This window comes from Hyunsoonleella ulvae (assembly GCF_016827605.1).
GTDB classification, from domain to species: Bacteria; Bacteroidota; Bacteroidia; order Flavobacteriales; family Flavobacteriaceae; genus Jejuia; species Jejuia ulvae.
This window is the reverse complement of the sequence record NZ_JAEPJQ010000002.1, coordinates 507,533-519,714: the sequence shown is the minus strand read 5'-3', so window position 1 is coordinate 519,714 and position 12,182 is coordinate 507,533. Positions and strand designations below refer to the sequence as shown.

6 protein-coding genes are annotated in these 12,182 nt (G+C 34.5%); all 6 read left to right on the top strand.

The genetic code is table 11. The features are described from left to right. Position 1: 1 nt before the first annotated feature. The 6 genes from JS605_RS07825 (at position 2) to JS605_RS07800 (ending at position 12,181) form a co-directional block, all read left to right on the top strand. The gene (locus JS605_RS07825; protein WP_203257139.1) at positions 2-598 is read left to right on the top strand and encodes an RNA polymerase sigma factor; all 597 of its coding nucleotides are present in this window, start codon (positions 2-4) and stop codon (positions 596-598) included. Between the two features lie 172 nt (positions 599-770). Then, complete coding sequence (locus JS605_RS07820; protein WP_203257138.1) at positions 771-1,913, top strand: FecR family protein; 1,143 nt, start codon at positions 771-773, stop codon at positions 1,911-1,913. A gap of 163 nt (positions 1,914-2,076) precedes the next feature. Further along, complete coding sequence (locus JS605_RS07815) at positions 2,077-5,502, top strand: SusC/RagA family TonB-linked outer membrane protein (RefSeq protein WP_203257137.1); 3,426 nt, start codon at positions 2,077-2,079, stop codon at positions 5,500-5,502. A gap of 11 nt (positions 5,503-5,513) precedes the next feature. Then, complete coding sequence (locus JS605_RS07810; RefSeq protein WP_203257136.1) at positions 5,514-7,112, top strand: SusD/RagB family nutrient-binding outer membrane lipoprotein; 1,599 nt, start codon at positions 5,514-5,516, stop codon at positions 7,110-7,112. Positions 7,113-7,129: 17 nt separating this feature from the next. After that, positions 7,130-8,284: a hypothetical protein gene (locus JS605_RS07805; protein WP_203257135.1), complete on the top strand. Its 1,155-nt coding sequence runs from the start codon at positions 7,130-7,132 to the stop codon at positions 8,282-8,284. An 855-nt stretch (positions 8,285-9,139) separates the two neighbouring features. Beyond that, entirely contained in the window at positions 9,140-12,181 is a 3,042-nt protein-coding gene (locus JS605_RS07800; protein WP_203257134.1) for a SusC/RagA family TonB-linked outer membrane protein, read from the top strand. Position 12,182 lies beyond the last annotated feature (1 nt).

Here is a 12,182-nt window from a genome sequence, read left to right as displayed (position 1 = left end):
AATGACAGGAAAGGAAAAACATAATGAAAAAGTACTTATACAGGAGCTTGTTCAAGGTAACGAAGAAGCGTTCCGAAAGCTCTTTGATGCGTATAGGGATGATTTGTACAAGTATAGTCTTAGTATGGTGTGTTCTGAAGTTTATGCCAAAGATATTGTTCAAGATGTATTCTTAAAAGTGTGGACAAAACGTTATACACTAAATCCTGAACTTTCTTTTAAAGCTTATATTTTTACCATAACAAGAAACAAAAACATTAAGTTTCTAAAAAAAGCGGCAAATAACCTCAAACTAAGGGAAGAGGTCTTCTACAGAGGGCAAAAGTTCTTAAATTCCACAGATAGGTATATGAGAGAAGCCGATTTGGAAGTTTTAAAACAAAACGCTTTAGGGCAATTACCGCCTAAAAGACGATTAATTTTCGAGATGTCTAGAAACGATGGCAAAAGCTATGAAGACATTAGCCAAGAACTCGGTATCTCTCCAAATACAGTAAGAAACCAAATGAGTCGTGCTTTGGAAACCCTTCGTAGTTTTATTTTAAGTGATAAAGATATCACATTAGGATTACTTCTATTGATTTCTGGTTGGATATAAATATAACCTGTTCCTCTATTTTACTTCAATATGTATCATTTCCCGTAACTAAATATTCCTAGGAATAGGCCTAAGAGCTTCATTTTCTTATTTCAAAATAAAAAAATTAAAAACAGAGTGGTACTTGAGACTGGCCTAGGGGTATTATATATGTACAACTATAAAAAGAAAAATGAATTCGGACCAACTAAAAGTACTATTTGAGAAATATATAAATAGAAAATGCACAAAAGAAGAGATACAACAAATAGTATCCTACTTTAGGAAATCTAAAGATTTATCTGATTTTCCAACGCTCGATTCGGTAAAAGCATTGTTGGAAAAGTTTCCAGGTATGGATGATAAGGATGCAGATAAAATGTTCAATGAAATTATTAAGGCAAAACCCAAAAGAGACAATATTTTTAACATAAGAAAAATAATAGCGGTAGTTGTAATCTTTATTAGTGTTTTCACAGCAGGATATTTATACCAACTGGGTTACTTTTTTCAAGGCAATTCAGGAGCACTCACTCCCAAATATGAAGTTGTAACACTTGAGCTTAATAATGGGAGTATTCAAGTTATTAAAGAAAATGGGAATACCAATGTAATTGATAATGAGGGTAATGTAATAGGGGAACAAACAGGAAATAAATTAGTATACTCAGATAAAATAACTTCTGAAAACTTGGTGTATAATACACTAAAAGTCCCTAATGGGAAAAAGTTTGACCTGGTGCTATCAGATGGCACTAAAGTGTTACTCAACTCAGGAACCTCATTAAAATATCCTATAAAATTTCTTCCGGGTAAAACACGAGAAGTGTTTCTATCAGGAGAAGCATTTTTTGATGTTGAACAAGACAAAGCACATCCATTTATAGTAAATGCCAATAATTTAAATGTTGAGGTTCTGGGAACCCAGTTCGTGGTTTCGTTATACGAAGAAGATAAACATACATCTGTAGTGCTCGTGGAAGGCTCGGTTGATTTGTCAAAAGATAATCATACAGATTCTACCATCTTAACTCCAGGAACTATAGGTGTACTTAACAGCCAAACAGGAATAATAGCCAAACAAAGTGTTAATACAGGGCTTTACACTTCATGGATAGATGGTGTACTCATGTTTAGAAACCAAACTTTTGAGAACATTTCAAAAAAATTAGAGAGAATATATAATGTAACAATCGTAAATCATAACCCAACTTTTAGCCAAGAGGTGTTTAATGCGAGTTTTGATAACGAAACTATAGAGGATATTTTAAGTTATTTTAAAGATAGCTATGATATGAACTATGCCATAGAAAACAACATAATTAATGTAAAATAAACTTTAACTAAAACACACTATATGAATACAAATTAGAATGACAAAAAACTAACAAACTTTTAAAACAGATAGGTGTAAAAAAAACCGGAAAATGTTGGAGCATCTTCCGGTATAAATAGTTGATTATCTCTATCTGAAATAACCAAAATTAACACACAAAAATATGAAAAAACTTTTATTAGGAAGGAGGAGACGTTTGCCTACTTTCAAATATGATTTAAAAATGAAATTGACAACCATTTTACTATTATCCATTGTGTTTTGCATGAATGCTAATAATGGTTACTCCCAGAAGACTAGGATAACAATGGATGTGGTTGATGCCAAAGTAGATCAAGTATTGGATGAGATAGAGAGGACTACCGAATTTAAATTCATTTATAACGTAAAACATGTTGATTTAAATAGGAGGGTTTCTATAAAAGTAGATCAATTGCTTATTCATAATTTACTTAACTCTCTATTCCATAATACAGAAACCACTTATAAAGTCAGGGGTAAGCAAATTATTTTAAGTAAAATGGAGCACGTTTTACCTCCATTAAAAACAAAATCTAACCCAAAGGAAGCTCAAAAGAAAATTAAAGTATCAGGTAAAGTTGTAGATGATTTGGGACTGCCTTTACCAGGGGTTTCAATAGTAGAAAAAGGTACGACTAATGGTACTGCATCAGATTTTGACGGAGGTTTTGAAATTAGTGTAGATGAAGGAGCAACCCTTGTATTTACATCTATAGGATTCTTGGAGGTTGAATTACCCGCAAGTATTGAGTTTATGAACATAAGTTTAAAGGAAAGTGCAAGCGAATTAGATGAGGTCATTGTTGTAGCTCAGGGAATTTCTAAATCTAAAAAGGCTCTAGGATATTCTGTATCTAAGGTAGATACCCAAGAAACGGAAGGGCGACCAGAGACTGATATTTCAAGAACTTTACAAGGAAAGATATCAGGTGTTCAAATTTCTGCTCCAAATGGTAGCAGTGGGGCAGCTACATCGATTACTGTAAGGGGGAATCTATCACTTACAGGAACCAATCAAGCGCTCATAGTATTAGATAATATTCCTTATGATGGTAACCTTTTAGATATCGACCCAAATGATATAAAAAACATAACCGTATTAAAAGGGTTGAACGCAGCTGTATTATATGGTAGTGAAGGAAGAAATGGAGTTATTTTGATTGAGACCAAAAGTGGGAATGCAGCATTGGGAAAGAAAAGTTTTAGCTTGAATGTATCTCACACATCTTATGCAAATCAAATAGCAAATTTACCTGAATTTCAGAATGAATATGGCGTTGGGAACAATTTTAATACAAATCCAGGTACAGTAGGGAACAGTGGTAGTTGGGGAGCAAGGTTTAGTGATGTTGAAACGGTACCACATCCCTTAGCCAATAACCCTAGTTTTTCACAGTTTGCAGGGGTAGAAGTACCTTATGTTGCTGCACCAAATAATGTTAGCGATTTCTTTAGAACAGGGGTAGGTCAAAACTTTGCCTTAAATGCAGTAGCTACAGGAGAAAATGCGTCTTTTAGTTTTTCTACTGGTTATACAGGGGAGGATGGTATTATAGGAAATAACGATTTTAAGCGTTTCAATATTAATGTTGGTGGTACAGCTAGGCTAAACGATAAAATTGTAGTGTCTTCCTCAGTTGGTTATAGCACGAGAACTAGAAATTCTCAAGTAGGTAGTTTCTTGTTTAATCGCCTCTGGCAGCTTCCTCGTAGCTTAGATATTCATAATCTTCCATATCAAGACCCTCAAACTGGAGAAAATGTATTCTATCGAAATGGTAACGAAAATCCTTTATGGACTATCAATAATACGGGAAGAGACACCAAGGTTGATAGGGTTACTGCTAGTTTAAATCTAAGCTATAAGTTAAATGATCACCACACCTTAAAATATAGAGGTGGATTACAAACAGAAGTTGTAAGCTTTATTGGCTATAGAAATCGAGGCGGACGGTTTGATGGTGTTATTGGAAATAGCGGAGTTTTAGACATAGATTCCTCTACGGAGTTTGTGGTAGACAATACATTTATTTTAGCTTCTGAGTACGATATAACAGAAACTTTAGGTTTTAGTTCCCAGTTAGGTGTGAATTCTCGTTTGGAGGTTGACAAGAGCACTTCATCTCGATTTACAGATCAAATTGTATTTGGGTTTTTAAGACCAAGTAATTTTAGGAATAATGCAGATGCAGGCTATTCAGAAGGAAGAGATAATTTAGCAGGTTTCTTTGGACAGTTTGATTTTGATTATAAAAATTACCTCTATTTAGGTTTATCGGGGAGATACGACATATCGTCTACTCTAGAAAGAGAAAATCAAACCTTATTTTACCCTGGGGTTTCACTATCTTTTATACCAACATCAGCATTTAATTTTGGTGGTAATACTATTAATTTTCTTAAGCTAAGGGGGGCATATGCTACTTCTGCAGGTTTTCCAGGTAGGTATAGAACAAGAAATAGTTTAGCGTCAGACCCACGTGAGTTTGAAGATCTTAACGATGGGCTTATCATCACTAATTCATTATTAAATACTTTAGCTAACCCTAATATAAAACCAGAACTACATCGCGAGTTCGAACTAGGGTTAGAAGCTAACCTTTTAAACAATGCGGTTACATTAAATGCATCTGTATTTAAAAGAATTTCTGAGAATCAAATATTTAATACCTCTTTACCTCCAGCAACAGGATTTACCAATACCAATATAAATGCAGGAAGGTTAGATACTGAGGGACTAGAAATAGATTTAGGCGTAAAATTATTTAAAAACAAAGCTTTTAACTGGAATGTTAGAAATGTATTTACCTCTTTTGTAACTGAGGTAGTAGAACTACCAAACGATTTAGAAAGAGTTGTTCTAGATAGTAGCGGAGAAGTAGAACAAGTTGCAATTTTAGGTAAACCCTTAGGTACTTATATTGGGACTTATGTTGTTAGGGATGATAATGGTACTCCGCTTGTTAATCCAACTACAGGAGAATTATTGGTAAGCGGAGAAGTTGGACTTGATGACGAAATTATAGGAAACTTTAATCCAGATTGGAGAGCAACCTCTATTCACAATTTCTCATATAAAAACTTTTCCTTATCGTGTCAGTTGGAATATACGCATGGAGGCACCAGAACCTCTAGAGTTGTAGAAGAACTTTTTGAAAGAGGTGTTATTGCTTCTACAGCAGATAGAGAAGGCACCTTTGTAGTACCTGGTATTTATGGTAACCCTGCAACAGGAGAACCTATACTTGATGTAAATGGAAATACCATACCAAATACAACTCAAGAAATAGGTAATAGGGTTGTGTTTAGTAATTACTATAATTCTGAAGAAGGGTACACTTTTGATGCTTCTTTGTTTAGAATACGTGAAATCTCCTTGTCTTACAATTTAGATTCATCCGTAACTAAAAAACTACCATTTGATAGTATAGTGTTTACATTAACAGGGAGAAACGTGTTTCATAAAGCACCTAATTTTCCAAAAGCATTTAACATGGATCCTGAAGTTGTGGATAATGATTTCCCAACAACCTCACGTTACGCTTTTGGTGTGTCTATTAATTTTTAATAAAGAGAACTATGAGAAATATAAAACTAATAGGGTTATTACTTTCTGTAATACTCGTTTCCTGTGAAATCTCTAATTTTGGAGAAGAACTTCAGGTTAACCCCAATGCTCTTACTACTGATAATGCTGATCCTAACTTTATATTGAATAATATTCAATTAGAGTTTGCAGATGTCTTGTCTGATATTGATAATGAGAATGATGAAATTATGCGATATAAAGCATTAAGTAATGCTTATGCAGAAGAGGCAGACCAAGGAGCGTTAATAGGAGAGTGGTCAAACTATTACACGTTTTTACAAGATGCAAAAGTATTAGAAGCAATAGCTGCAAATAATGAAGATTTAAGGTATCACAGAGGAATGTCTTCAATTATCACTTCTTACGCAACTGTTGTAATGGTAGATTACTTGGGAGAAATCCCTTTTACTGAAGCCAACAGGGCAGACGAGGGTATACTTAGCCCTGCACCCGATAAAGGATTGGATATTTACAATGCGTTACTGATACAATTAGATGAAGCCATTGAGGATATGAATGCAGCAACTTTAACACCATTAAACGATTTGTATTATAGAGGAGATAAAGAGAAGTGGATAAAACTTGCTAATTCCTTAAAGTTAAAAATGCTGGTTAATTTAGGAGATGTATCTGCCTTAAACAGTTTAATAGCAGAGAACAATTTTATTGATAGTGTAGATGATGATTTTCAATTTAGCTATGGTACCCAAACCGATCCAGAAAGTCGTCACCCTAATTTTGATGCCGCATATGTAAATGATTTGGCAGGAAATTATATGGGTAATTCCTTTTTAAACCTATTGTTAAATGGCAAATCCTCTCCAGATCCAAGAATAAGATATTATGTTTACAGACAAGCAAGTATAGATCCTCCTTCATCAGTATTACCTTGTCAAGGTGATACACGATTTGATTTTTGCTACATAGGAAATTCTTATTTTGGTAGAGATCATGGGGATTTAAGACCATTTTCATCAGATTTTCAATTCCGTACTATTTACGGACTTTACCCAGCTGGAGGAGCCTTTGATGCTAATAATCCAGCTGATGAGCCAAGTGGAATACTTACTGGTTCCAATGCACCTCATGCTGGAGGGGCTGGTATACTTCCAATAATGTTATCTTCTTACGTAGATTTTTTAAGAGCTGAGGCAGCTTTGAGACTCAGCACCAATGACGATGCTGAAGCACTTTTAGAATCTGCCATAACAAAGTCTATGACCAAAGTACTGAACTTTGCAAATGGAGCTGCATTAGGTTCGCCGTTTGCAGCATCAAATCAAGATGTTAATGATTATGTTGCAGAAGTTTTGGCAAACTATGGAAGTGCAGACAATACGGGTAAATTAGATATAATTCTAGAGGAATTCTACATAGCTTCATATGGAAACCCTACGGAAGGTTACAACGGATATAGGAGAACAGGTTTTCCGTCAAGTCTTCAAGTTCCAGTTATAACAACAGCATCTCCTTTTCCAAGAACATTTGCTTACCCAGAAAATGCAGTTAATAGTAATCCATCTATTAGTCAGAAGCCAATTACAACACAGGTATTTTGGGATACAAACCCATCAGGCTTCATTGAATAATATAAAATATTTTAATTATGAAAAAAACGTATTTAATTTCACTATTGATACTAGGATTATCCTGTAATAGTGTGGACAATATATTTGAAGAAAATTTTGAACGAGGTGGTTATATAGAATTTGTCGATGAATTAGAGATAAATACCATTAACCTATTGACTTTTGATGAGTTTACCTTTTCTGAGGGTGTTATTGACCCTAATAATAATGCAACACTCTATCAATTGGATTTAATATATGATGATATTGTAGTAGAAAATTTTATAACCATAGATGCTTTTCCCGCAACATTGCAATTTACAGGTGCAGAAGTACTAAGTGCTTTAAACCTTACCATTGAACAAATTAGCTTATCTGAGCCATTAGTATTTATAGCTAAGGTAACAACCCCTAATGGCGTTTTTAAAGGAACACGATCAGATTTCGATTTCTCCACCAATACTCAAAATGGAGGTAATAATGGTGCTAATGTGTTTAGGACATCTAGAGAACAAGCAATTCAATTTGGATTTACATTTGTTTTACCACCACCAACAAAATTAAGAGGAACTTCTTTTGAAGAGCCCTTTGGTAATGATTTACCTTATACTAAACCAGGAGGGGCAAACGAAGACGAAGAATTGGTAAATAACCCAGGAGAACGTGCTGTGCAATATACAGCACAGGGTACTGGAGTAGATGATGAAATTGGTTTTAGATCTTTTATGGACTTTAACAATGGCTCAAACCCAGGTTTTACTAGCGAAAAAATAGGTGTATCCTCTGAAGATGGAATTATTGAAGCAGGTTTTCCAGATGGTTCTCAAGCTTACGAAACACAAGATTCTGATGGTATACTAAGTATTGTTTTCGATCGTGTTGAAGTAGATCATACGGTATACCCAAGAACAGGAGTTCAAGTACAGTATTATGCCTCGGTAGCTGGTTACGAACAATCAGATATAATTATAATTAAGGCAGAAATAGAAAGGGCTAATGGCACGACCGAAACTATTGAACTATTAAATATTGATGGAGATGATATTGATAATGGGTTAGAGGGGCGTTGGATCACAGCTAACTCTGGTCTTTTGTTAGATGTCGTAGCTTATACCTTAACCATTGAATCACTTACGACAGCTGATGATGAGCGTCTGTTCTTTGATCAAATGATGGTGTATACCATTGAATAAAATAACAATATCTAGTAATAACCATAATATCAGAAATAAAATAGGTATAGATTGCTTTTTTAAGTGCCTATTTTTAGTCTAAAATTAAAAAAACACTTTTAGTACTAGATTTAGTTAGTTTGTTTGAGTTAGTTAAAGAAGGTACAGGTTAGCATATTTGCTACTTGTGCCTTTCTTTTTTGTGATGAGGCGATGTGAAAAATAAAATTTTATTTAATAAACAAAAGAGAAAAAGCTAAGTAAAACCTATTATTACAACATAAATAAATTACCCTGGCAGATTAGTTTTAGTAATCGTATATATTAAACAGAAGATTAGAAAGGTATGAAAATCAATTTTCATGCCTTTTTTAATTAGTGGTATGCTCACTTTTTAGTGTAAAGTATTGAGTTATATTTATAGGATTTAGTTTGTTTTTTTGAAAAAGTGTAGATCGATTATAGGGGAAATTAATGATAAGTATACTACATTCTCATGCGCTTAAATTTTGTTTTTTATTCTCCGTAAAATTTGATTTTTTAATTACGCACTCCAATAAAAATCAAGATATAAAACGTTTTGTAAATATCTCTTTTTCAGAATAAATCGCTTTTGTCGTTTTTTTAATTCCGCTAGATAACATAATTCTTCAAAGTATCCTCTGGCAGTTTTTGTTACTAAGCTCTATAATATTTCATAAAGACAATACAACACAAAGAGACAAATATGTTACCTAGGCTCCTAATAATTATTTTGTAGTACTAATTATACAGGATAGAGCATAACAGGACAGTTCATAACGGGTAGTGCAGGACACTCCATTAATTTTTAAGAAATATTTTAGGACTCTAATAAACAATTTTAACTTGAAATTTATGAAACTAAAAACTAAACTAAATGAGACACCTAATTTCAGAAGAATTGGGCTGTTTACCATTTTCTTGTTTTCATGTGTAGCAATGTCTTTTGCCCAAACTGTTAAAGGAACAGTTAGTGCAGATGGCCAGCCGCTTCCTGGAGCCACGGTAGTGGTAAAAGGAACCACCACAGGAACAAGTACAGATTTTGATGGTAATTATACCATTAATGCGAGTTCAGAAAATACACTAGTATTTTCTTATGTAGGTTATTCTACAAAAGAAGTTGTAGTAGGAAACCAAACTACTATTGATGTTGTTCTTGAGCAGGACAATGCGCTTGACGAAGTAGTTGTTATTGGTTACGGTACACAACGAAAGTCTGATTTAACAGGTTCTGTATCTTCCGTAAGTTCAGAAGATATAGCAGCCCTTCCAGTGCCAAGGGTAGATCAAGCCTTGCAAGGTAGAGCTTCAGGTGTACAGGTAACTCAGGTTAACGGTGCTCCAGGTGCGGGTACTGTTATTAGAGTGCGGGGTGGTAACTCCATTACGGGGAGTAACGAGCCACTTTGGGTTATTGATGGTATTATTGTAGGTACAAACTTTAACTTAAACAACATTAATAGTAATGACATCCAATCCATTGAAATTTTAAAAGATGCATCTTCTATCGCAATCTACGGTGCTAGAGGTGCGAATGGTGTAGTATTGGTTACTACAAAAAGCGGTAAGGGAGCTGGTACAGGAAAACCTCAAGTAAGTGTAAACCTATATACCAGTTCACAAATGTTGCCTGAACTACCAGACAGATTAAACCAAAGAGAGCAAATAGAGTTTACTAATGAGCACGCAAATTTCAGGGGTGTAGCTATTCCTTTTCCAGATGATCCGTCTACATATCCAGACAATGATTGGGTAGATTTAGTATTAGGTACTGCTCCTATTTACAATGCAGATGTTTCCATTTCTGGAGCTACTGATAATGTTAACTACTATACCTCAATGAATTATTTTAATCAAGAAGGTATCGTGAAAAGTTCTGGTATTGAAAAATACATTTTTAGAACAAATTTAGATCTTAAACTAAGTGATAAATTAAAAACAGGTTTTAGATTAAATTATTCGAGACTAGAACAAGATAATGCGCTGGCTAGTTTTAGTCAGGCAGCTTTTGGTATCCTTCGTACACAACCTGTTTTTAATGATGACGGTTCGTATAATGGCTTTGATGACGTAGTTGGTTCACCGTTCAACAATCCTTTGGCAGCTATAGATTTAAATACAAACGAAACGTTTACTAATAACTTATTAGCAACAGTGTATTTAGAGTATAGTCCAGCTCCCAATTGGACTATTCGCTCAACGTTCAGTCCAGAATTTAATAATACGAAGCAAAATAGATTTAGTTCTAGCCAGTTGCCAGGTTTACTTGCGGTAGGGGATTTTGGACAAGGAAGTGCTAGCGTTCGTACTGTAAATACTAATGGATGGAACAATGAAAATACGATACAATACCAAACAGATATTGGAGAAGACCATAGTATTACTGCCCTTGCAGGTGCTTCTTTTCAAAAAGTATCTACAGAGGTAGCTCAGGCTGAAGCTTTTGGTATTACCAGTGATGCTACAGGGTTTAATAATTTAAATAACTCAGACCCTACAAGGTCTGTAGTAACAAGTGACTTTACTGGATTTCAATTCGCATCTTTTTTCGGAAGATTAAACTATTCCTATAAAGATAAATATTTATTAACTTTAGTAGGTAGATCAGATGGTAGTTCTCGTTTTGCAGAAGGTAATAAATATGCGTTTTTCCCTTCAATAGCGGGTGCTTGGAAAATAACGGAGGAAGATTTTATGCAAGATCAAGATATATTTCAAGACTTAAAATTAAGAGCGAGTTGGGGTAAATCAGGTAATCAAGCCATTGACCCATACAGCACTCTTGGATTGTTAACAGGGGCAAACACAACACTTAACGGCGTAGAAGTTCCTGGTGTAACTTTAGGTAGACCTGCAAACCCTAATTTACAATGGGAGACTACAAGTTCTTTTGATATCGCACTTGAAGCGTCATTATTTGGTGGTAGAGTATTTACAGAATTTAACTATTACTACAAGGAAACCGAAGATTTACTTTTGGAAAGAACTATTCCAAGGCAGACTGGTTTTAATAGCCAATTACAAAATATTGGGGCTCTAAAAAATACAGGATGGGAGCTTTTGGTAAACTCTACAAATATCAATACATCTAACTTTAATTGGAATTCTACCGTAACATTATCAGCCAACAAGAATGAAATTCTAGATCTTGGTGGTGTTGATTTTATTGATATTGTTGCAGATCCTATTTTGGGTTCAGGCAATACACGTTTAATTGTGGGAGAAACTGTACCTGCTTTTGTGGGAGTTAGGTATTTAGGTACTTGGAAAAGTCAAGAAGAAATAGATGCATCTGGCAGAACGGATCCTCAAATCGTTGGTGGTTCTCATTTTGAAGATATAAATGGAGACGGTATCGCATCAACAGAAGACGCCGTGGTGGTAGGTAGCCCTTTTCCAGATTTAATCTTTGGTATAGAAAACAATTTTTCATACAAGAACTGGGACTTTTCATTCTACTTCCAAGGAACTCAAGGTAATGAAGTATACAACCTATCAATGAGAAATCATTATTTTAACCGTGGAGAGACTGTTAAATTCGGAGACATACGTAACCGTTGGACGGTTGATAACCCAACATCTAATATTCCTAGAGCAGGTGGAGATAATGTAACGAATACATTACCTAATTCTGAGTATGTTGAAGATGGATCTCATATCCGTTTAAAGACGGTACGATTGGCATATAATTTCCAACCAGAAAAGATGGGATTAAATGGTATTAAAAATGCTACGGTTTATCTATCAGGAACCAATCTATTATTATTCTCTAATACAAGGTTAATAGATCCAGAAGCAAGTAATTTTGGTCGTAATAATCTTTTACAAGGTTATATTAGTGCGCAATATCCTAATCCAAGAGTTGTAACACTTGGTTTAAATGTAACTTTTTAAA

Excerpts from the sequence above, each read along its gene's own strand:
- JS605_RS07825 (WP_203257139.1), top strand. The coding sequence starts at position 2 with ATGACAGGAAAGGAAAAACATAATGAAAAAGTACTTATACAGGAGCTT.
- JS605_RS07820 (WP_203257138.1), top strand. The coding sequence starts at position 771 with ATGAATTCGGACCAACTAAAAGTACTATTTGAGAAATATATAAATAGA.
- JS605_RS07815 (WP_203257137.1), top strand. The coding sequence starts at position 2,077 with ATGAAAAAACTTTTATTAGGAAGGAGGAGACGTTTGCCTACTTTCAAA.
- JS605_RS07810 (WP_203257136.1), top strand. The coding sequence starts at position 5,514 with ATGAGAAATATAAAACTAATAGGGTTATTACTTTCTGTAATACTCGTT.
- JS605_RS07805 (WP_203257135.1), top strand. The coding sequence starts at position 7,130 with ATGAAAAAAACGTATTTAATTTCACTATTGATACTAGGATTATCCTGT.
- JS605_RS07800 (WP_203257134.1), top strand. The coding sequence starts at position 9,140 with ATGAAACTAAAAACTAAACTAAATGAGACACCTAATTTCAGAAGAATT.